The 22,653-nt window shown below is 58.0% G+C and carries 13 protein-coding genes and 2 pseudogenes; 12 read left to right on the top strand and 3 right to left on the bottom strand.

Translation table 11 applies throughout. The annotated features are described in order from the left end of the window. Positions 1-2: 2 nt before the first annotated feature. The 9 genes and pseudogenes from QSV46_RS31400 (at position 3) to QSV46_RS31440 (ending at position 11,736) form a co-directional block, all read left to right on the top strand. Entirely contained in the window at positions 3-2,006 is a 2,004-nt protein-coding gene (locus QSV46_RS31400; RefSeq protein ID WP_314960732.1) for a carbamoyltransferase, read from the top strand. A gap of 195 nt (positions 2,007-2,201) precedes the next feature. Beyond that, positions 2,202-3,176, top strand: a complete 975-nt coding sequence (locus tag QSV46_RS31405; protein WP_314960733.1) for a nodulation protein NodZ — start codon at positions 2,202-2,204, stop codon at positions 3,174-3,176. Between the two features lie 255 nt (positions 3,177-3,431). Next, positions 3,432-4,529: a histidinol-phosphate transaminase gene (gene hisC, locus QSV46_RS31410; RefSeq protein WP_314960737.1), complete on the top strand. Its 1,098-nt coding sequence runs from the start codon at positions 3,432-3,434 to the stop codon at positions 4,527-4,529. A 218-nt stretch (positions 4,530-4,747) separates the two neighbouring features. After that, positions 4,748-5,776, top strand: coding sequence for an LLM class flavin-dependent oxidoreductase (locus QSV46_RS31415; protein ID WP_314960740.1), 1,029 nt, complete (start codon positions 4,748-4,750; stop codon positions 5,774-5,776). Between the two features lie 337 nt (positions 5,777-6,113). Continuing rightward, positions 6,114-6,389, top strand: a complete 276-nt coding sequence (locus QSV46_RS31420; protein ID WP_314960743.1) for a hypothetical protein — start codon at positions 6,114-6,116, stop codon at positions 6,387-6,389. A 621-nt stretch (positions 6,390-7,010) separates the two neighbouring features. After that, positions 7,011-7,361 (top strand): hypothetical protein, encoded by a 351-nt coding sequence (locus QSV46_RS31425; RefSeq protein ID WP_314960746.1) that lies wholly within the window; start codon positions 7,011-7,013, stop codon positions 7,359-7,361. Positions 7,362-8,237: 876 nt separating this feature from the next. Next, positions 8,238-8,624 (top strand): annotated as a pseudogene (locus QSV46_RS31430) (chitooligosaccharide synthase NodC); the annotation flags it as partial. 1,842 nt (positions 8,625-10,466) lie between these two features. After that, the gene (locus QSV46_RS31435; RefSeq protein WP_314960748.1) at positions 10,467-10,781 is read left to right on the top strand and encodes a hypothetical protein; all 315 of its coding nucleotides are present in this window, start codon (positions 10,467-10,469) and stop codon (positions 10,779-10,781) included. Positions 10,782-10,998: 217 nt separating this feature from the next. Continuing rightward, on the top strand, positions 10,999-11,736 hold the full coding sequence (locus QSV46_RS31440; protein ID WP_314960749.1) for an outer membrane protein: 738 nt from the start codon (positions 10,999-11,001) through the stop codon (positions 11,734-11,736). A gap of 309 nt (positions 11,737-12,045) precedes the next feature. On the opposite strand, the gene QSV46_RS41475 is transcribed toward QSV46_RS31440, so the two are convergent. Together QSV46_RS41475 and istA are read right to left on the bottom strand one after the other, a co-directional pair. After that, complete coding sequence (locus QSV46_RS41475; RefSeq protein ID WP_409997230.1) at positions 12,046-12,531, bottom strand: ATP-binding protein; 486 nt, start codon at positions 12,529-12,531, stop codon at positions 12,046-12,048. Between the two features lie 60 nt (positions 12,532-12,591). Next, positions 12,592-13,830 (bottom strand): annotated as a pseudogene (gene istA / locus QSV46_RS31450) (IS21 family transposase). A gap of 936 nt (positions 13,831-14,766) precedes the next feature. Here istA and QSV46_RS31455 point away from each other — a divergent pair. Together QSV46_RS31455 and QSV46_RS31460 are read left to right on the top strand one after the other, a co-directional pair. Then, on the top strand, positions 14,767-16,362 hold the full coding sequence (locus QSV46_RS31455) for an NAD(P)/FAD-dependent oxidoreductase (RefSeq protein ID WP_314960776.1): 1,596 nt from the start codon (positions 14,767-14,769) through the stop codon (positions 16,360-16,362). Then, on the top strand, positions 16,359-16,796 hold the full coding sequence (locus QSV46_RS31460) for a cytochrome c (protein ID WP_314960752.1): 438 nt from the start codon (positions 16,359-16,361) through the stop codon (positions 16,794-16,796). The genes QSV46_RS31455 and QSV46_RS31460 overlap by 4 nt, the downstream gene beginning before the upstream one ends. A gap of 1,037 nt (positions 16,797-17,833) precedes the next feature. On the opposite strand, the gene QSV46_RS31465 is transcribed toward QSV46_RS31460, so the two are convergent. Further along, positions 17,834-20,524, bottom strand: a complete 2,691-nt coding sequence (locus QSV46_RS31465) for an amidohydrolase family protein (protein ID WP_314960755.1) — start codon at positions 20,522-20,524, stop codon at positions 17,834-17,836. A gap of 1,487 nt (positions 20,525-22,011) precedes the next feature. Here QSV46_RS31465 and QSV46_RS31470 point away from each other — a divergent pair. Further along, entirely contained in the window at positions 22,012-22,227 is a 216-nt protein-coding gene (locus tag QSV46_RS31470; RefSeq protein ID WP_314960757.1) for a hypothetical protein, read from the top strand. Positions 22,228-22,653 lie beyond the last annotated feature (426 nt).

Raw genomic sequence — 22,653 nt, forward strand, 5'->3', positions numbered from 1 at the left:
AGATGCTGTGTCTAGGACTGAGTGGCGGGCTCGATAGGGTCTATGAAAATCCGCTTGAACTACCGAACACGTTTCTGCACGACGGCGCCGCAGTACTTGTCAGGGACGGGCGCGTGATCGCTGCCGTTGAAGAGGAGCGCCTCAACAGGATCAAACACTCAAACAAGCTCCCGAGCGGTGCGATTGAATACTGTCTTGCAGCTGCGGGTGTGGAGCTTCGCGACGTCGATCGTATTGCGTTCTACGCCACCGAACCCTACTGCAACGCGATGCTCGAACGGTTGTTCATCTCACAACCTGAGATCTCAATTCCGCTAAATGCCAATTTGCTATTACAGCACCTTCTGGCAACGGAGTTCGGAACCGAAATTGATCCCTCGCGGGTGTCATTCGTAGGCCACCATCAGGCCCATGCCGTGAGCGCTCTGGCGATGTCGGGGTTTGAAGAAAGCCTGGTTCTCGCGATCGACGGTTGTGGCGACTTCCTCTCGGGTCTCTTGGCAGTCGGGTCGGGTGCCGAAATGACCGAGCTTACGACGTTTCCAGAGAATAACTCTCTCGGACTGTTCTATCTGGAGACCATCCGATATCTCGGTTACGGCTTGTTCGACGAGTATAAGGTGATGGGACTGGCTCCTTACGGAGATCCCGCGCGCTACCGCGAGCTCTTTGCCCAATTCTATGAGCTCTCCGCAAACGGTGGCTACCGCGTTCACCTCGACCGGATCGGCCCGGCATTGCTGCGCAATATCGAGGTCCGGCGAAAGGGAATGCCGTTCACGCAACAGCATCAAGATGTGAGCGCATCGTTGCAGGAGGCGCTGGAGCGGATCGTGTTTCATATTCTTCGGCATTACCGTGAGTCGACCGGAATGAAACGGTTGTGCCTGGCTGGCGGGGTGGCCCACAACTGCACTCTCAACGGAAAACTCCTGTATTCAGGCCTCTTCGAAGACATCTTCGTGCAGCCGGCTGCGCATGATGCCGGATGCGCATTGGGTGCGGCACTGATGGTGTCGAATCAGGCCGGGAAGCCTGCGCCCCGCGAGCGACTCCAGGCAGTTTATTGGGGGCCAGATGTCGGCAGCGACGACAGCATCGAACAGGAACTGAAGCGATGGGCCGGACACCTGGAGATGGAACGGACCGCTGACGTCGCAACCAGAGCAGCCGAGTGGATCGCTGATGGCGCCGTGATCGGGTGGGTACAGGGCCGGTCCGAGTTCGGCCCTCGTGCGCTCGGCAACCGCAGTATTCTTGCGGACCCGAGGCCCGCCGCAAACAAGGAGCGGATTAACGCGATGGTCAAGAAGCGCGAGAGTTATCGACCATTTGCGCCGTCGGTTCTGGAGGAGGATGCGGGCGCGTTCTTCGATTTGCCGGATGGTCGCGCAGAATATCCCTTCATGAATTTCGTCGTTCGCGTGCGGGAATCCAAGCGCGCTTCCCTGGGGGCGATCACGCATATCGATGGTACCGCCCGGCTGCAAACGGTTTCCCGCACGAACAATGCCGCCTACTGGGAACTCATCAATGCGTTCAAGAGCCGGACAGGCGTCCCGATTCTACTTAATACGTCATTCAACAACAATGCCGAACCGATCATAGATTCCGTTGCCGATGCGATTACGGCGTTTTTGTCGACCGAGCTGGATGGCCTTGTGGTCGGGTCATTCCTCGTCAAGAAGCAGGCAACAACGCTCGAAAGCTGGACTGCACTCGCTGTATCACTGCCACCCCATGTATCTCTTTACCGGGTTCGCGCTCATGCGGACCGAGAACGTCAGGAGACAGTCTGCGAGATCCGTACGGGTCACTCCAGCCATAACAGCGTGCGCGTCTCGCATGACCTGTTCGACATGCTGATGCAAATAGAGAAGGAAGCTGTTCTTGCCGATCTTCTCGCAAGGGTCACCTCTGACAGGACTAGACGCGAGGGTCTCGTGAACGAACTGCGCGGGCTCTGGGATCAGCGCCGTATTCGGCTGCATCCTGCGCGGTCGTAAAAGGTGAGCAATGCGGAAGAGCGCTCCGTGGACACCTCTTGCATGACGTGCCAATCGCGGCGCCGTGGAGGATAGGCTTGCGGGTTGATCGCCTTGCGTCCAGGTGATCAGCGGTCCATTGGCGGGGATCAAAATCGCAGAAGAGTAGGTGCGCCACACAAAACTGATCTTGCGCAACGAGAAGGGTTCGATAGTTTGACGAAGGAACGCTTTGTTATTTCTCGGAGGCGTACCGGCTTTGGTGATTGCCTCTGGTCGCTGGCGTCAGCCTGGTCGTACGCGCAGCGGACCGGGCGGACGCTCGTCATCGACTGGCGCGGTTCCTGTTACATCGACCAACAGTTCAGCAACGCCTTTCCGGTGTTCTTCGAGCCGGTTGAGGACATCGCTGGAGTGCCGGTGATTTGCGATGATCGGGTCAACCAGTTCTCGTTTCCCGGACCTTTCTTCCCGCGGTGGTGGAATAGGCCATCGATCGACTGCATCAATCGCCCGGATGAGCAGATCTTCCGAGAACGTGACGAACTGACCGAGCTGTTCCAGTCAAGAGAAGATAACGAAGCCAACACCATTGTCTGTGACGCTTGCCTGATGTGGCGTTGTGGCGAGGAAGCTGAACGACTGATCTTTCGGAACATCAAACTCAGGCTTGAGATTCGAGCGCGGATCGACGCGTTCTGGGAGGAGCACTTTAGCGGCCATAGCATCATCGGCGTCCATGTTCGGCACGGCAATGGCGAAGATATCATGGAGCATGCGCCGTACTGGGCCGATTCGCAGCTCGCCCTTCGTCAGGTCTGCATGGCAATCCGTAAAGCCAAGGCTTTGCCATATCCAAAGCCTGTAAAGGTCTTCCTGTGCACGGACAGTGCCCAGGTGCTCGATCACGTATCGGATATGTTTCCCGATGTCTTCGCCGTACCAAAACGTTTCCAGGCCGATCGGGCAGGGCCGTTGCATAGTGCAGAAATGGGAATTGAAGGTGGAGCTTCCGCTCTCGTCGACATGTATCTTCTTGCGCGATGCGCTACCGTGATCCGCTTTCCTCCAACCAGCGCCTTCACGCGCTACGCTCGACTGCTCGTGCCACGCATTATTGAATTCGATCTGAGCAGTCCGGAGCATCTGACCATGATCGATAACCCATACGAGCATTTCGCGGCCTCATGAAGTACCACGAGTCTGCTCGAGCCCAAGCAATGGTCGGCTAGATCATCTGCCTGATACTGCTGGCTTCGACACCATCGAGTTTCGCAACCAGTCGCAGAAACGGTGTATGGCGCAAGCGATGGCTGACCGGCGCACTATTACGGATGCGGTGCGGCTGGTAAGGCGAATGCCTGCGAAGCACACACCGCGCATATCGACTAAGCTCGATGAGCGCCCTCAACCGCTCTCGTCGACACACCAAGGGAGAATACCAAGTTGGATGGGAAATTGCGAACTCTGCTTTCCTCGCTCACGCCGGTCGCCCGCGAGCTGGGTGCTCTGCCGTCCGGACGGCCTACCCCGGACGGCGGTTGCGTGAAACTGAACACAAATGAGAACCCATTTCCTTTGCCAGGCATCGTGATGCGAAGCGCAATTGCGGCTCTTGAGCTGCAATACCTTTATCCAGAAGACGACAATGTCAGCTTGAGAGAAGCGGCCGCAGCTGCCTATGGCATCGCAACCGATCGCGTGATAGCTGGCAATGGATCATCTGAACTCCTCAGTCTGATCTACAGAGCCTTTCTTGCCCCCGGCGATGGCATCGCAATGATGTCGCCTGGCTTCTCGTTCAATCGCAAGCTTGCCATGTTGCAAGGGGCCCGCTTCATTGAAATCCCCTGGTCTGAACCTTGCTCCTTGCCGATGGATGAGCTGCTTTTCGGTCCCACTAAAGATGCCAAATTCATTCTGCTGGCCAACCCAAACAATCCGACCGGAACCTTTGTTCCGGTCGCAGAGATTGAACGCCTCGTTACACGATCTGACCGATTGATCGTATTGGACGAAGCCTATGTCGATTTCGCACCTGAGCATGGCCTACACCTTGTTGAGCGCCATTCGAATCTTCTGGTCCTGCGCACGTTTTCCAAGAGTTATTCCGCCGCTGGCATTCGCGTCGGCTTCGGTTTCGGCCATCCCGAGCTAATTGGGCGGCTTCGCAACATCCAGAATGTTTTTAACATGAATGTGGTCGCTCATGCGGTGGGCATGAGCGTCCTTGCGCATCGCGACGCCTACAAGGAGAACCATCGCCACGTCAGGCGTGAGCGGCAGCGTGTAGCGGCCGCCCTTTCAGAATTTGGGTTCTCTGTAACGCCTTCCCACGCGAATTTCCTCCTCGCCCGTGTGCCCTTAGGCCAGAGTGGCAGATGGTGGCAGGCGGCGTTGGAAGACCACAAACTCCTTGTTGCCTTCTTTCCGGATGCCGGCTTGGAGGAGTGCATTCGGGTTAGTATCGGTACAACGCGTCAGATGGATGCTTTTCTTACAGCTGTCGGCAGCATTCTTAAGAAAGTAGGATGCCGTGGCTAGTGGCCCCTCCCACTGATGTCACCGATCCCCGTTCGTGCTCCATCCGGACGAACACTTGATGCGGCTTCGCGACGCAGCCGGAGTCAGTTTTCATCCAGTCAGCGCATGAAGCGCCGTTGAGAACGGCTTCGCAGCCTATGCAGCGCATTGCCAGCGCGCGCCTCTTGCACCCACGCAACCCGGCGGACTTCGGTCCCCTCTATATAGGAGATAACTGAGTGAGAAACGTTCTTCCCACAAACCTGACCTGCGGCATCTTTGATCATCTTGACGAGGACGGCCGCGATATCGCCCTGCAATATGCGGACCGCCTCGCGCTGGCGGAGGCCTACGACCGGCTCGGTTTCTATGCCTATCATCTGGCGGAGCATCACTGCTCTCCGCATGGAAGGGGCCCTTCGCCGAACTTGTTTCTATCGAGCGTCATACAACGCACACGGCGACTTCGCGTTGGCCCACTGGTCATGCTGCTCAACCTCTATCACCCACTGCGTGCATTCGAGGAGATCTGCATGTTGGATCACCTGAGCAGCGGCAGGGTTGAGGTCGGCCTTGGCCGCGGCTCCCTGCCGATCGAACTGAGCTATTTTGGGGTTGGAGCCGACGTTGCCTCAAGCCGTTACGAGGAAGCATCCCAAATCTTCGTTAGCGCGATGAATGGCGGCCCGCTCTCATACCAAGGGCAACATTTTGCGCTAAGCGACGTTCCTTTGACGCTTTCACCTCACCAGCGTCCTTGTCCCCCAACTTGGATTGCTACAAATCGGCCAGAGTCCGCTATTTCGGCGGCGGCAAATGGCGCAAATCTGGCGTGCATGGGGCCTTCTTCTGCCGTTCGCAAGGTCACCGATCGCTATCACGCTCATAGAAGCGCCGAGCGTGACGCCAGCGGTTCAGCACCGTTTCTCGCATTGCTCCGCATGGTCGTAATCGCAAGCTCTGAAGCGGCGGCCCGTTCCCTCGCCGCGCCAGCTTACGAAACATGGCTCAAAAGCTTTAAGTTCCTGTACGAGCTCAATGACATCCCGCCTCCATCCAACCTGCCCCTGACCTTGGATGCCGCAATCCACAGTGAACTGTGCGTTGTCGGAACGGGCGCTTCGGTGCGCCAAACTCTTCTTGATCATGTGGAAGAGGCAGGAGCCAACTATCTTCTTTGTCAGCCCGCCTTCGGATCTCTGACACTGGATGCCTGCCTCAACACGGCAACGGCGATTCACTCCGAGCTCATAGCGGCACAGCACTGACGGTGAGCCCAACAGCAATTCCGGTAACTTCGCTCTTGACTAGGCAACAAATGGCAACGCCGAGGCCAATGAGTACCGGAGCCCAATGCATTTATAACGCCGCTCTTGCGGTCCAAACGGCTTCGACGCGGATTCGACCCTTTGGACTGCATCACCAAACGGGAGGCGTAACGGCAATGAACGGCCTGTCCTCCACATTGCGTGCGTTGACACTACCCGAGCAGTGGATCGCCTGGGCAGGCAAAGTCGGCTCACGCTCGTTCCGCTTTGGCGCGCCGGTTCGTCGATCGCATTCTACACAAACCGAGGTGCGGCTTATTGCTCGAGCGGACCTGTCGTGACGCGATCCCAGCAGCGCTTCGCTCAGACGGAAGAGATCGCGCGTAAGCTCGATGTCGTGCTGGCAGAGTTGGCTTCGCTGCGCATTTTGCTGGCCGAGCACGGCATTAGCACCCCGCGACCTCTCGATGAGGACTACCTCACTGTTCAGCGGTTCGCAGCGATGAACCACATAAGCCCCGAAGCCGTGCTCTCTCGGATCCGCCGCGGCAAGTTGCGCGCAGAGAAACGCGGTGGCCGGTGGTGGGTGAAATGCACGGTTTGCACAGCATAGCCGTGCAGGGACGAGGAGAGTAAGACAGACGAAGTGAAACCAATCCGAGACACGGACTCCGGCATAAGAAAATGATATTTGCGTTTAAGTTAACAGCTCTTCTGAGCTCGACCAGTCGATCGATGGAGAGTCAAGATATCGATCAAGGTCAACGTGGCGCACCGCCGTTGGGAGACTCAATCTCGATGCACCCATGCAACCACAAAATGCGTGGGCGGGCATCGGATGACCACCATTGCTAGCTGGATCACTCAGTCGGTTTCGCCTGGTTAGCAGAGCGATCCACCTGAACAAGCGGAAACGGATGGATGCCTGCTGGAGAACTCCAACTCCGATGCCGCTGGCGGCATTGTGGCAAACAGAACCCTTTCCATGTCGGTCTTGGACGTGAATCACCGCACGCGACCTCGTTAGGGCCTGGAGCACAGGAAAGATAAATGCCTCGCTCGCAAATCGCACGCTTTGCGAGCTCCCCTAGCGACCTGCGTCTCATGCCCCAGGGGCCTAACAGAGAAATTGCATCTCAGTCACTCGCCTGTTTCAGGGGCGCCTCGCGCGGTGTCAAACGGGAACGGATCTGATTTCGCTGGAACGCTCGCCACAATCTGGCTGGAGAAGAAGATGGCAATGATGTCACAAAGACTCATTTCAGTCCTCAGTTCTATGGTAGCAGTCGAACGTATGTTTTGGAAACTTCGAGAATTGATCGATGGAGACAGTTCGATCTCATCTGACGTCCGAGAGACGCTTCACGCAATGTTAGATGCAAAGCTCCTTTCCGCAAAAGATAAGATTATGAGCGACGCGCGCGCTGCGATCGACGCGACTCCTGACTTGCCGCAGGCAGTCCGCGACCGAGCATTCAGGTCGCTCGACTTTGCAACGAAAATGTTCATGACCAGCGAACCGCGCCGTACTGAGGATACTCTTAGCCGAGTCGGCATCTGCAGCGCCAATCCCAGGATGCATTGATCCATGTCCGCTCCACTCATTACCCGCCGCAACACTTGGCTGTGCACCATTGATGTTAGCCTTGGCGCTTCGACTGAGTTCCTGAGGAACTTTGAAGCTCATGGATTGGAGCGACAGCACCTCGCTAGTTGATGACTCTGATGAAGCTACTGTCTCCCGCGGCCGGCAGACTTGGTTGAAACCTATCGAAAAGCTGCACACTCAGGTTCTTCTCGATTATCCAGAACCAGGCTCTCTCTGGCCAAGTTTTAGCGGTCCTCTGGGTCGTGCCAACGAGCGAGTCCGCTCAACTTTTTCGTTTAATCATTGAAATGACCGGCCACTCGTCGTCATCGGGCAGTGGGCGCGGGCTCGACTCTGTTCGTGGGAAGCGCCGCTTGAGTTGATTCAGCTCAAGCATCATGGTTCGCGTTTTCGCCCCGTGATGCTTGGCTGCCCCTCACCGAACCGAACGTCGCACGTTCAGCCGTTCTTCGGTACGCGCCCATCGATTGGATAGAGGATCGGCTCACCCACCCGACTTTGATGGATTCCTCTTCGCCCACCCGCGGCATGGATACCTCCCATCAAAACAATAGATTGTACAGTATTCTCCGAATCCACATAGCTAGCCGCCGGCTATAGCAAGGATGATTCAGGATAAGGTGCGTGACGACGTATTCGCGATCTTCAACGCAATGTGCGGATGACGAGGGAGCGCCATCACATGATCACCCCTTGCGTCCAGATAGGCGCAAGTCGTGGTCTCGCTATCGTGGCACGCGCGAGCTGCTTGCAGGCATTGATCTGGCTTCAGCGCCAGCCATAAGACAGCCTGGGCAGCTTGCCTTCGGATCTCTAGCCGACCTTAGCAGGAGCGGCGCAGCGCACGACAAGCTCTTGCCACATATCCGGCAACAGCTCCGCTGGGTGCGAAGCACTTATCGCGACGCTGCTCGATTTGCACCTGCGGCCCTGGTCGATCGGTACCTCACGCTCGATGTGCTCGGACAACCCTTTCGGCCACTGCTGCTCGCCATCTCATCGATTGCCGCGCTCGCTCAGCTCGCGCTCACGGACAGCCTGCCCGGGTGGACCGGTCTGACCGTCGCCGCGACGACCATGATTCGATGTAGCGTAGCGGCGCTTCGCGCCAGCGAGCTCCAATTCTCAGATTCGCGCTGCACACCCCGATCAACATCTTCTCCCGATGAAAGCCTACGCGCTCTTTACTTGAGCAACAGCGACTGGCTCTCGCGCAGACTGCCACATTTGCTCGACGAAAATGAAATACATGCAATTTTTTGTACGCGCCCCCGAACCGATACACTGAAGGGCATTGTTTGCACGCGCATTCAGCCCCTTAAGCACCGCATTGCTTTCCAATTGAAGGTCTTGGTTCAACCGATCTGCCAGGGCAGATTCGCGCGCGGAGCGATCGGGCTGCTCGACGAACTCACAAGCGAACTGGTCGCAGCAACACTGGCAGTCGTCGCAACAGCCGAGGCGAGCGCCAGCAGGCGAACAGTGCCAGCAGAAAACACGGTGACCTCTTTTATCCAGAAGACCTCCGCATCCTGACTAACTTTTTTTTGCGAGGCAGGCGCAAGTTTATCGCCGATCGGCGTACTATCGCCAATCGTACGCAAATCGCCAAACTTTTTCTAGCTTGGGGAACGAGACGTGAGGTGAAGTGAAGTGAAGCCCGAGCCAAATCATGGCGCCTGCGTTCTTGGCGATTGACTGATCAAACGTCCGACTGTTGCTCTTCTAATCGAATCGGGGTTCCGCCTAGCAGCTGGCGGAATTCCGCGTAAGGAGGTTGATCACTCGAACGGGTAATAAAAGACATCACCCGAGTTTTCAGAACCGGCAGTCCTTTCGAGATCGCCGGGCGATGTATATGCAGGCAGCCTAGATTCATCTCGTCAGCAGGCAGGCCGCGGGACTGGTGGCAGGACCAATTCTTCGACATTCTCAAGGCAAGAACCCTGTAATTCAGGCGGTCGGTCTCAGAGGATGAGTGCGGCACGCCTTGCCCTGCAATGCGACCGCCTCCCGTCGCCCCGACGGAAATAGTCCAGGCGTGCTAACGCACGCCGACTGCGCAGCTAAATGGCCCTCGTCCACGTATCAGCTGCCGCCGAACGTCTTCTACGGCCACCGAGGCGTGGGCAAGCCGCCGAGACAAGCGTACCACTCTCACCAAACCACAGGTATCGCCCATAACGAATGTGGTTTCCTGCAACGATCACGGCGTGGGCCGCTCCACGCATCTGAAGACTATGCCTGAGTCGCGCACACTTCTGCTGCAGGAGACCTCGCGTTAGAATACTTTTCGGCTGGGATTAGCCGAAGGGACTTGAATCGCACGTAGGGTCACGTTGTAGGAACGAGGCATCCGCCGCCTCGCGCCGATCAACTAGTCAAACACCAATGGCGGGAGTGACGTAACACGAGCAATCCTTCGACTTTAGACATCGAGATGACGACAGCACTCCTTTTTCTCACCATGATCTTCTTCGGCGGCTTTGGTTCAGGCTACGGTGTACGCAGGAGGTCTACCCCCAAGCGACGTGAGCGCGACCGGCTCTATGGTGCTTTCTTTCATTCCGCCACTCCTGCTCCGCCGCCACTCCGAGTTCCCGCGCGCCCTGCTTCCAACCGCTGTGTTCGGCCTTGCTCAAGTAAAGGAACTGCCGATCGGCACGCGCCAACCGCCGGAATTCGCCAAGCACAGATTCACAGCGGGAGCCATTGCAGGACCCAATTCCAATCAGCGCTGGTTCGAACCGCTGAGAAGATATGTCTTGCACGTGAGCTGGCGCTTGAACGGAATACGACGCGAGCACGATCGCCGCAGCTTCATCAAGGAGCCCCTTTCACTCTTCTAGCGCATCTACAGCGCTTCAATGCCCGTCGCGGTTGCACCGGGCGAGAAGAGAGATCAGAGCCCTCGCACGACTCCGAATTTCATCTCGCGCAGGATCAGCGCCGCATTGACCCTGACCAAGGCTTCCTCGCCGAATTCGATTCGCTGAACAAACCTACCTAAGATGAGAGGTTTCGAAGGTGAGGCTTCCTTCGTAGAACTCGATCCGCGACAGTCAGTACAACGGATGCATCATGAAGCCTGACGAGCGTCTCGCCGAACTCCTTGAGGATCGCAGGTATTTTGAAGATGAGGCATGGGAGGTATGGGCAGGGTGCCTCTCACCCACTGAGCGGCTGGCGTATATTCGCAAGCATCGCTCTCTCTTCCGATTCACAGATTACGATGAACTGATAGCTGTTGTACGGGGCCGGCGCTTCACCGGCTGCTCATCGCAGCTCCTTCGATGGCGCCACGACATAAGAGCAAGGACGTTGCAAAGCGCTTTGCTCTTCTCGGTTGCGGTGTGGCTGGGTATCATCTGGCTTGCGGTGCGTTTAATCCGCTGAGATCAGCAGCCCGATTTTCGTCCAGATCAAGCCACCTATATTGGCACACGATCGAACATTTGCGGAGCGGTTGGAGATGATCTGGAATGGCGCAACCTGACGCAGCGTTCGGTTCGAACATTCCTTTCGGCGCGAATGTTGCGGTGCAGTTACAGCAATTCGCGCAGACGTTGTTAAGACGCACGAGGCTCGGGGCACTCAAGACATGAGAGTAGAAATGAAGAACTTGTTGCTCGCGACTGTGAGCATTGTGGCGCTTCACGCGGTGGCGCCCGCCTTTGGCGCGGATCTGGCTGCGCAGCCCGTCCAGCCTCTCTACACCATAGCTCCGCAGCCTGTCGCGGCTGCAATCTACGACTGGAGCGGCTACTATCTCGGTATGAACGGTGGATTGGGCTCAAGCCCGAATTGCTGGGATTTCAATGGCGGCACGCCCGAGGGCTGTCATGATGCGACCGGCATGACCCTTGGTGGCCAGATCGGCTATCGATGGCAGAAGGGCCAGATCGTGCTTGGCGTTGAAGGCCAGGGGAACTGGGCTGATTTAACCGGCTCGAATGTCAGCGTCGCGTTTTCGGGTGTCAACCAAACCAAGATTGATGCGTTCGGCCTGGTAACGGGGCAGATCGGCTATACCTTCGACAACGTCCTGCTTTATGCGAAAGGCGGCGCCGCAGCGACGAGCAACACCTATCACATCAGCTCGCCCCTCACGGGCGCGCAGCTTGGAAACACCGAGCACGTTCTTTGGGGCGGCGCGTTGGGAGCCGGAATCGAGTACGGCTTCGCACCGAACTGGTCGGTTGGCCTCGAGTACGATCACTTATTCATGCTGCCCGGCACGATGAACTTCGCCGCATCCGCTGGGGGGACCGATCGCATCCGCCAGGAGTTCGATGTTATAACGGCGCGGCTCAACTATAAGTTCGGCGGTCCGATTCTTCTCAAATATTGATCTGTCGTTCAAACGGCGGTCGAAAGCCTCGGCCAATGGCCGGGGCTTTTTTGAACGTGTCGGCCTAGAGTACAGCAAACATGCATTGTCTCATGTCGGAAGGCGGGCCTGACCCGCTTTGCCCCAACTGATTCAGTTTGACCGCACGCAATCAGCAGTCCGGCGAAACGGTCCGCCCCCATGTCCACGGTGCGCCTCGAACTGACGGAATTCGTGTGAACTCCTCCTTGTTACACGACAAACTTGCTCGGCAGAGTACGGCTAGATGCTGCGCTCCGAGGGGACCGTCGGGACGGACAGGCCACCTATTCATCGCGATACCCGCTGCACGTACGCCAATCCCGTTTGAACGCGCGGCACCTCAATACGTCGGCGCAGTGAATAACAGCAGCGGCGCCGACAATTCAGATGATGCCTAGGCGAATCGGCTGGACGACGCACTGGCTGCGGCTGCTCGTACCTAGCTTTCGCATTTGGGGTCTTGAGATGAAAGTTGACTGTATTCTTGCTAACTTTCAGTATGGCTCCGATTTCCCAAGATGATTTCCAAACTGACGCGGCAAGGTCACGGATCTGCTTTGGATCGACCGACGGCTGCGCCTCGAAGTCGAAACCCGCCAATTCCTTGACGGCACGGAAGTGTGCGAGCTTCAGCGCCATCTCGATGCGGCGATGATCCTTGCGTGCGATCTCGCGCTTGCACAGCAGGATCAGCGTCTCACGCGCCGACAGGTTCGCGCGCGGCCTCGTCGAGCAGGCTGTCGAGCCTGATCGCGGATGCCGGAGAGGTGCAATCGCGCCAGCATGGCATCGAGCGGATCGATCGTTTCTTCCATTATCTCTTTGCCCGCGCCATCAGACGCTTCCTCCGACCACAGCTTCGTATTCACCAAGAGGCGTAACAACGACGGCGGTGAAGACGGATACAGCACCACCGCGATCTCCGCCTGGCGGACCGCGCCATTGCGCCCAGCGACATCGAGATGCGCGGAGTCGACGATCCGCAGCCAACGCCCCTCCGATTGTTTGTGCACTGCTCCCTGCTGCAATCCATGGCGAATCCGCACATCGCCGGCCGCGATCGTTACCGCTACGCGCTCGCCAATAAGGCGCCACGGCACCAGTAGCTGTGCGTGTCGATCTCGACGGCGCAATCATTGCCGGCGACGCGGTTAGGTCACGCAACGACCCGAACGACGGCTGCCCGCCGAGCGGCTTCAACCGATGTATCTTCTCATCACGCGCGAAACGGATGGTGGGCGCCTCGCCGGTCGTGCCGTGGATACGAACGTTCGCAACCTCACGCTCCCATCTGTCGAGATGCGCCTCGAATGCTTCCCAACTTGGGAGGGAATGACCGGCGATCGCGTTCTTCTTCACGTAGCCGACGCCGTTCTCCGTCTTGCCCTTCGTGCGCGCCCGATATGGCGCGCAGGCGCGGGGACGGAAGCCCCAATGTTTTGCGAAGCTTGTCGTTGAACTGAACCGACCGGCTCACCGCGTCGTGGCGCACGACAAGCGCGCGTGGATTGTCCATCAGCACTTCCTCCGGCACACCGCTGAAGGTCGTAAATGTGCTCTCGAGCCCGGCGAACCAATGTTCCTGCCTCTCGGCCCGGAACGCACGCACATGGAGCCGTCGCGAGTGTCCAAGCGTTGCCACGAACACGAATGCCTTGACTTTCGCCCCTCCGATCTCAACCAGGCGCTCTCCGAAGTCGATCTGCAGCTGCCGACCCGGCGGCGTCTCAAACCGCGTCGTCGCCAGCGCCTCCGCCTTCAGCGCCTGGCGATAGGGCTGCACGGCGCGTTGCAGCGTCCGCCGGCTGACGGCCACGCCTTTCTCGGCCAACAGGTCCTGGCGCAGCACATCGGCATTGCCGCGATGCCGAATGAGCCTCTCGCGCAGCCAACCCTCAAGGCCGTCGAGACGCTTCGGCCGCTCAGGCGACTTGAACCGGCCTCAACCCCGCCCGCCGCCACGTAGTCTTTCACCGTGTGATGGCTGCAGCCCAGCTGCCGCGCAATCCGCTTCACACCCCACCCGCACGTCCTCAGGGGCATCATCTCCGCCACGTCATCCGGTGTCTTCATCACCTGCCCCCGTGGATCATTCCCGGCGAGCCTTCAGTGATTCGTTCCCGCTTCATTCACTCTCTCCTCAGCTATCCCAGGTGGGGGCAATTCCTCTTGACACTGAGGGGGCAGTTTTCCATGGCACGCGACATCCGGCTTGTGTGACGGACGGAGGCAGGTCTTCAAACGGCTCTCCTCCGGTCTGACAGCGATGAAACAGGGTAATTCAGGTGGAAGAACGGACATTATTGTGCGAACGAGAGATGCTGATGAAGCAGCATAGCCAGCGCTCACATGGCCGAATAGGTACTTGTGGCGAGCGCCTGCAAGGCAATGGGACGAGAGAGAGAATTGAATTCTGGGTGCCGCCCGCTTCGCTTCATACAACCCATCAAACAAAGTGGGCTGCTTACCCGCCGCGTCGACCCAGTCGATGGTAAGAGGCGGACCGTGTTTCGGACGCACCGTATGTCGTCGAAGAGCAGACGCTGCCGGCGTCTGGAAACACGCCACTCTGTTTGAATGGCGACATTGCTCTCATAGAGAGCTGTCCGCCTGCCGCGCCTGTCGGTGGCGCAAATCCTGCTTTTGTCTTCGATGCAAACCAGGAGGACGCTATGCCACGCTCAGTGAGGCGCCGGACGCCTATCTACGGCTCTCATCAATTGGGATCGGCCCCTTCAGCATCAAGTCGATGTTTGCCACCAGGCGTCGCACCCAACAACCCGGATGCGCTTTTACCGCACTGCCATCATTGCAGCCAGCTATGCCGCGCCGCTGATCTTCCTGCAATAACCGCCTGCCAGACCAGCGTCCGTTTGCAGCGCAAGTTACAAGCTGCGAATCAGCACGGCCATCGGCAAGAACTTCCCGTCAACATCACACCTAATGCAGAGCAGCCTCGCGTTTCCTTGGCAGATGCGGCCTGAGCCGTTCGGGGGCGATCGAATGCCTATGCAGAACGAGCCTCTCACAGTGCGGCGACGCGATCTGCTCTCGCTGATTGGTACCGTGGCCGGCAGTGCCGCGATGTACCACACGATGACGGCGCTCGGCTTTGCCTCTGAATCTCGTTACACAGGGCCGATCCGGCTGGACGGTGATGCCAAAGGCGCTTCTGTGCTCATTCTTGGTGCGGGCCTTGCCGGCATGACGGCGGCGCTGGAGCTACGCGAGGCCGGCTACAAGGTCCTGATGCTGGAGTTCAACGACCGCCCCGGCGGGCGAAACTGGACCCTGCGCGGTGGCGATATTTTTGTTGAACTCGGCGGCTTCAAGCAGACCTGCGCCTTCGAGAAGGGCCTTCATCTCGATCCGGGGCCATGGCGGATTCCCTATCATCATCGCGCGCTGTTGGATTATTGCAAGAGGCTTGGCGTTGCGCTCGAGCCCTTCATCCAGGTCAATCACAACGCGTATCTACACGCCTCGGGCGCTTTCGGCGGGGCGCCGCAGCGAATCCGCGCAGTAAAGGCCGATTTCCAGGGCCAGATATCGGAGCTGCTTGCGAAAGTCGCAAACCAGGGCGAGTTGGATCAGGCTGTTTCCGTGAAGGACAAGGAAATCCTGCTGCTTGCACTGAAATCGTGGGGCGCGCTTGATCACAACTACAAATATAGAGAGGGCCTAATTGCCTCCGCATATCGCGGCTATGCCAAACCGCCCGGCGGAGGGCTGTCCGCGTCTCCCGTTCCGAGCGAACCGATAGCGCTCTCGGATATCTTGAAGTCGCAACTGTGGCGCTATTTTTGGAATTTCGCCAGGTACGAATTGCAGACCACAATGTTCCAGCCCGTCGGCGGCATGGATAAGATCGGCAAGGCCTTCGCGCGCGAACTCGGCGAACTCATCCGCTATAATGCAAAGGTCACGGAAATTTGGCAGAACGATTGCGGCGTCACCGTGACCTACGTGGACGCCAAAAATTCCGCGCAGTTGCAAAAGGTCACTGCCGATTGGTGCCTGTGCACGATCCCGTTGTCGATCCTGAGCCAGTTGCCTATCAATGTCGGCGCCGCGATGAAGGCGGCTATAGATGCCGTGCCTTATGGGGCATCGGTAAAAGTCGGGCTGCAGTTTAAACGCCGATTCTGGGAGGAGGACGACGCGATCTATGGCGGCATCAGCTACACGGATTTGCCAATCCGTGAGATCGGCTATCCCAGCACCGACTACAACAAGTGCGGCCGCGGCATCTTGCTCGGTGCTTATCTTTTCGAGAGCGCCAACGCCTTCGAGTTCACCGCCATGCCGCCGGATGAGCGCGTGGCGCGCGCGGTCGAGTTCGGCGCTGTCATCCATCCTCAATACCGGACGGAGTTCGAGAACGGCATCGCGGTTGCGTGGCATCGGGCGCCATTCACGCTTGGGTGTAGCGGCCAATGGTCAGAGGAGGCGCGCAAGCAGCATTATCGCAATCTATGTAGGATCGACGGGCGCATTTTGCTCGCTGGCGAGCACGTGTCGGCCTTGCCGGCCTGGCAGGAAGGCGCGATCCTCTCCTCACTAGACGCTATCGCGCGGCTGCACGAGCGGGTGATCAAGCCATGAGGCGAAGATGCGTCCGCGGCATTAAGCATGTCACCTTCGCAGCCATAGCGGCGCTGTTGTTGCGGTCGTCGTATCCCGTGCTCGGGCAAAACGATCCGAAGGCGCTAAAGAGCTACTATTCTTCCTCCAGCGATCGCTTTGTCGAGACGACTGGCGAGCAGCTATATGTCAATGTGTGCCGCGGCTGCCACATGGTCGATGCGATGGGCGCGAGCGCCGCAGCCAGCTATCCGCCGCTAGTCGCCAACCGCAATCTCGAAGCGCGCTTTTATGTCATCGATGTCGTCCTCAACGGCCGTCGCGGCATGCCCTCCTTTGGCGACATGATGAGCGACGACCAGATCGCCGCGGTCGTGAACTACCTGCGCACGCATTTCGGAAACAGCTACTCAGATGCAGTCAAGGCCAGCGACGTGCAAGCGGCGCGAAGGTGAAGGGCGCAAGATAACGAAGAATGACGTTCTGCTTGCCCCTCTCGCGGGGCAGACCGCCGGGAGTCGGTTAGCCGGCGTTCTTCGGGTAGTGGTTGATACCAGTTATCCGAGGATTGTGGATGGCAGCGCTTGTTGCATGCTGTCATTCGATTCATACACGCCTCCGTCGGAAAATTCAACAAAATCAAACGTGCCACTTTCGCGTCGTAGCTGTTTCAGGCAAGCCGTTCAGGATCGTCGGCGAGCTCGGCGGTCACTATGCGAGCTTGGGCTTCGAACATCCTTACCGCGGGTGGTGAGCCAACTTCGCCGCGGTTGGTGATCTGGCCTGCTCCCGGAATCTTGAGCCGGTCTGAGCGAAAGCTTTCCGGCGATGATCGCCGTTGAAGGGGCTGTAGGCGATGAAACGTCGACAACTCACGCATCCGCGGACAGCCCTCGCCCTGCTGAGGCAGATGCTACGGTTGAAGCGGCCCGACCACGAGAGTAGCAAGGTGAAGAAGGTGAAGAAGCTGAAGAGGTGTCGCTCGACAAGGATTGCCGCAGGGAAATCATCCGCCGAATGCGTGGTCGCACTGCTAGGCCTCCATCCCCACCGGGGTTCGGGACACTTTTTCAACGCCCGACATCGGCATCACACCGAAGGTTCGCACGCTGAACAATGTCAGCAGAGCCATAAAGCCGACGCTGTGGAAAAGGCTCTCTCTATTTATTTCCAAAGACCGCTCGTGCTTCATTCCGATCCATGAACAGGTCCTCCTTTCCAGCCTCAGGGGAGACAGGGTGGACTATCCCAGTAGTTATCAGCCCTGGCCGAAGCGCAAGCTGGTCCACGACGATCGCAAGTCGCGCCGTCAAGAGACCAACTTCTTCCGATGCAGTCACTGCCGAATACGGCAAACAGCTAGCAATCATTGCAGCGAGGGAACTCTTTGCAAGGAGCACAACGCCGTGAGCTTACTCCAGAACTATGATTTCAGGTGGCCCAAGACCGACCGCCGCATCGAATCATGAACTCCGCCGCAAAATTTCAAACCCTAACCCGTGCAGCGTAGCCGCGGTGTCGCCCTGCAGCAGCAGCAGGCCCTGCTGTTCTCAACGAATTCCTCTCCGTGCCACCAGAAACGAGCGTCGTTCACGGCTCTCCGAACTTCCGGCAACGTCTTGTTCCTTCCGTGCTGACGAACTTGCGTTGCAGCGAAGGGAACCAGCAGATCCTTGACGCTAAAAACCTGGCCGTTCTTGACCACACGGCTGACCTTTGCGGCATCCTCGATATGCAGCAGCGGGTTTCCTTCGACGAGGACGATGTCGGCAAGCGCCCCCTCGGAAATCGTCCCCAAGGGTTCGCCAAGAAATTCGCCAGGATAGCGGGTTGCCGTCAACAGCGCTTCATATGGACTCACACCATAGCGAACCATCGCCCGCAGATTGAGATGTAAGCTGATGGCCGGGAAATCGATCGGCGCGTCGGTCCCAGTGATGATTCGGCCACCATCGCGCAACACTCCCTTGACTTGCGCGACATTGCGTTCGAGTTCGGCCATCGTGGTCAGCCCATTTGGACCTGCCATCAGTCTGGCGCGTTCTTCGAGTCGTGCGTACTCCCACGCGGGATAAAACGTTTTAATCCGGATGTCGTCGATCCACGAACGATCCTCGCCCAGCAATGCGTTGGCGGTGAAGATGGTCGGCGTACACGAGATGCCGCTCTGCACGAATACCTCGAGGACGTCCTGATAGGCGACTCCCAATCGACTCATGCTTCGCGAGTAACCGAGCCGGCTGGTGGCGCCAAGATGCTCCATCGCGTCGGCGCCGAAAGCCGCGGCGGGATACTGGTAGTGCGACGTGACATGCAGACCGCGGGCATGCGCCCAGGCAATGACATCGCGTTGCGTCTCGGGCGCCAATCGGACATAGGTCTTGACGAGATCGTACGACAAGGCTTCCGCGCGTTGCAACTCGAGGGCAATCTGTCCCTGCTCGGTGACCGGGCGCATGAAATTATAGAATATCCTGGACCCGTCGATCGCCTCCCCCGTCGCAAAATGACGTGGACCCACCCGTGCCCCGGAGTCGATGGATTCCCTGTCCTCCACCATGTGATAAGCGGGCGAGCCGACGGAGCGGGTTGTCGTGATCCCCAGCGAAAGCCACAACCGGCCTTGCCGGTCGCCATATGAATAGCCTTGCATTTGGCGATGGGTGTGCATGTCCATCAACCCAGGCATGGCTGTCGACCGAGGAGCATCAACGATTTTGGCGTCGCCATAAGCATCGCCGTCCTGCGACACAATACCGGTGATCTTGTTGGAGTCGATGAGGATATCGACATTCTCCCGAAGGTCCGGACTGCGGCCATCCCACAAGCGTGCGACGCGGAGCACTGTCCGGCCCGCCGGTTTGGCCATTGCCCAATGCAACGAAAGCGGTACGCTTTGCGGCTCTCCCCCGTCGGCCGCAAGCAACCGCAAATCTCCATTACATAGATAAAGCAACGTTTTGGAGTCACCGCTCCACGTCGGCGCGTCCGTAACCTCCGCATTGATCACACGTGGCGGGCCGGTCAGCCGGCATCGGGTATCGACCGGAGCGATCCACAGCAGACTGGCCAGCACGAAAGCGACCTTCGTCCCGTCAGGTGACCACACAGGCCCGTCGTCGCCGCGCGTACTGAGCGATCGGTGTGGAAGAGCGGACTGGTATTCGACCTCACCGGTTATCCGATCGACGGTCAGGATTTCACTCAGCCCCTCCCGATAGCTAGCAGAGTAAGGTTTGAATGCTGCAAGGGCGATTGTCCGCCCATCAGGTCCCCAACTCGGCCTGCCCGGTTCCCATAAAGGACCATAGACTTTCTGAACAGCGCCGCTCTCGATCTCAATCGTAGAAAGACTGCCGGTCTGATCCAAATAAGCGATCGATCTGCCGTCCTGCGACCATGAACCGGATAACGCAGCATCGGACAAGTGCGTGAGTTGGCGATCCTCCCCGGTGCGCAGGTCGCGCAACCAGATATCTAGCTTGCCGCCGCGGTCACTTGAATAAGACAGCCAGTGCCCGTCAGGCGACCATGCCGGGTCGGATTTGTGGAATTCATCGCAGCAAAGGCGGCGCGGCCGGTCTCCTATCGTCATCGTCCAGATATCGTTGAGAGCGCGGAACGCGATATTGCGGCCATCGGGGGACAAGGCCGGGCTGCCGATACCGAGAACCGGACGTGATCCGGCCGAATCGAAGTCCCGGCGCACTTTCTTGTACTTCGGCTTGACGATTGGAAGCTGCGCGGAGAACTCAATAACAGAAGACTGCGTGGTCTCCAGGGCGCGCCGCTGGATCTTGCCCCCCGACGTGTATACGAACTCGCCAGTCGGCAACCATGACACCCGAAAAGGAAAAATGTCTTCGCCTTGCACGATAATACCGCGGGGCCCATGCAACTGCGCCGCCCCGTTGTTCAGAATAAGGTAGGTGAGATCCCCGTCGGGAGTCCAGGAGGGAGCGTGGACCTCGTTTTGATTAAGGATGTCTCTTGAGCTGTGAACGGAGGCTAGGGTGGTCCGGTTACCCAACTCGTCCATCACGTCCAGTGATGACCTGTTGGTGACGAACGCAATCGTTCGTCCGTCTGGGGACCAGGCCGGCTCGGTCTCCTCGGTCGCGGAATCGACCAACGATTCTACCGCGCCCGTATCCCGATCAAAAGCGTAGATGCCGTAGCCCATGCCGCGATCCGACGAGAATGCGATGCGTCGACCATCTGGAGAGTAGCTTGGTTCGCGATGATCGTGCGGACCACGCGTAAGCTGCCTCAACCCGCTCCCATCGGCAGAGATTGTCCAGAGATGCCAATTTCCGTCGCGATAGGATTGAAAAACGATCTCCTTCCCGTCTGGACTCCAGTGCGGTTGCGCGACGTCGCCGAATTTGTCAGTCAACCGCCGCGCGACCCCGCCCTCGATGCCAATAAGCCAGAGGCTCCCGGCTAGGTCGAATGCGACCTTACGCCCGTCCGGCGAAACGGCAGCAGAGATGTTCGTTCCCTCGACAACGGTCGCGTAGTGTACGGCCCTGGAAGGAGACATGGAGAATAGAGAAGCGCCATAAGGGGCCAGTATCGCACCGCCCCCTATCGACAATAATTTACGACGACTGACAGCGCGTCGTGAGGTTGTCGTCATTATACAACAACTTTCTTCGATCGTGGGCCGTTCTATCGCGGCCTTGAATGGACTATGGCGCCCAAGAGCCTAGTCGTTCGACATCCGGAACGAAATTTGAGCGGCAGCCATATCTCTCGGGGCTTTCGCCCTATGACATTCGCTGACTGGGGCAATTACGACGGTTCCAAGAAGCGCCGGTATTGCTCACTCTACTCTTCGGCAAGATACCGCTGCTTACGATCGGGTGAACGCGAAAGAAGAACAGAGCTCTTGCTTGGTCAAGCGTTGTGGAACGCGCGTGCTGCAGTGGCATAGATCTCCTCCTTCGTTTGTTGCGGCGAAAGCCAAGCAGATATTGGGCCAGTCCACTTCCCAATGACGCTGCCGCACATTTTCTATCGAATGTCAGCCCTATAAATAACAGAGTCCCACCAAAGTAATGACGCAACAGGTCGCCAGGCCTCGTGACCGCTCGCAGTGCGCACTCCGTTCAACGCCTCAGTTCACCGTCGTACGTGCCACCAAAGCTTGTGTTCGCTCTCCCGTTGGCATCACGTACTTGCTTAACCTTATGTGACCGTCATCCGTTGACTGGCTGTTGCAGCTCCGTGGCGCCACGCGCAATTCGCCCTCAGTCAACTACCGACCGAAACAGTTGATATAAGACACAGCAATATGCGAGCGCTTGTTGCGACTATCGGTTGCCAGGCCAACCTGCCCGTAAGGAGGCCACTTCTCGATCGCAATAGAGCGGCGGCTTCGACCGATTGGGCGAAACTGGTCGCCCTCGCGAAAGAGATTAGGAAGCTTTGGAATGAGGTCACGCCGTATAATGATCATCGCCGCAAGTGAACCACTGCAGGCAGGCCGCTATAACCGCGGCAGGGGCCACCGGCTCCTCAGTTCGTCACTGCCGAAGCGCACTGATTACGCCACCGATCTGGAGATACTGGTCCAATGTGTAGCAAGCTCACCCGCGATTAAACAACACGCAGAGATTTGCACCCGGGTGAAGAGCAGAGCAACACTTTCACATTCCCGGACAGAAAATGAAGTTGGATGAACTTCCTTCGCGTATCCCTTCGGGGGTCAGGGTCCTTGTTGGCAGGACTCGCCGAGGCACCTGGGTTGCTCGCGACCAGAATGGCCGTTTTGGCGGACTGTTCGTGAACCGCGCCCAAGCATTAAAATACGCGCGCAGCATTGGCCAAGATTCAGAAGGTATTGTCGAGCTGGTGCAAGAGATCGAGCTCGACATTTTCTAATTCTTCAACGCGTTTGCGCCCATAAAGATTTCCGGCCCGACGAGAAGCAAAGAGAGAAGGCATACTCGCGGGAGATTGTGCCTAGGGTTTGGTCATGTTGAACGCTTTGGCCGATGAGGAGAACCACAGCTGAGAAGCAGTCGCTTTAGCCAAGAGCATCTCCTATCGGGATCTCGAAAGACCTTGAGGCCGGCGTTTCGGTTGGCGACATTGCGAGCGTCCGAGCGGGGGCCGCCTCTTCCAAAAAAGGCCAAGCGGCTGAAGAAGATGCAGATAAGGGCACTCGGCTGAGGAGGTTTTCGGCTGATGCTGTGTGCTGGATGAACCCGACTCGGAGGAACTTGCAGCGAAACGACTCAAGACGCGCATCCAAGCGGAAGCTATCGAGCAAGTAGTAGGTGCCAACCGCATCCGCATGATGGTAAA

Origin of the sequence: Bradyrhizobium cosmicum, assembly GCF_032290525.1 — a bacterium.
Taxonomy (GTDB): Bacteria; Pseudomonadota; Alphaproteobacteria; order Rhizobiales; family Xanthobacteraceae; genus Bradyrhizobium; species Bradyrhizobium cosmicum_A.

What these genes read in the sequence shown, in the direction of transcription:
- QSV46_RS31425 (WP_314960746.1), top strand. Translation starts at nt 7,011, where the DNA reads ATGGCAATGATGTCACAAAGACTCATTTCAGTCCTCAGTTCTATGGTA.
- QSV46_RS31465 (WP_314960755.1), bottom strand. Translation starts at nt 20,524, where the DNA reads ATGGGCTACGGCATCTACGCTTTTGATCGGGATACGGGCGCGGTAGAA.
- QSV46_RS31400 (WP_314960732.1), top strand. Translation starts at nt 3, where the DNA reads ATGCTGTGTCTAGGACTGAGTGGCGGGCTCGATAGGGTCTATGAAAAT.
- QSV46_RS31455 (WP_314960776.1), top strand. Translation starts at nt 14,767, where the DNA reads ATGCAGAACGAGCCTCTCACAGTGCGGCGACGCGATCTGCTCTCGCTG.
- QSV46_RS31435 (WP_314960748.1), top strand. Translation starts at nt 10,467, where the DNA reads ATGAAGCCTGACGAGCGTCTCGCCGAACTCCTTGAGGATCGCAGGTAT.
- QSV46_RS31460 (WP_314960752.1), top strand. Translation starts at nt 16,359, where the DNA reads ATGAGGCGAAGATGCGTCCGCGGCATTAAGCATGTCACCTTCGCAGCC.
- QSV46_RS31470 (WP_314960757.1), top strand. Translation starts at nt 22,012, where the DNA reads ATGAAGTTGGATGAACTTCCTTCGCGTATCCCTTCGGGGGTCAGGGTC.
- QSV46_RS31440 (WP_314960749.1), top strand. Translation starts at nt 10,999, where the DNA reads ATGAAGAACTTGTTGCTCGCGACTGTGAGCATTGTGGCGCTTCACGCG.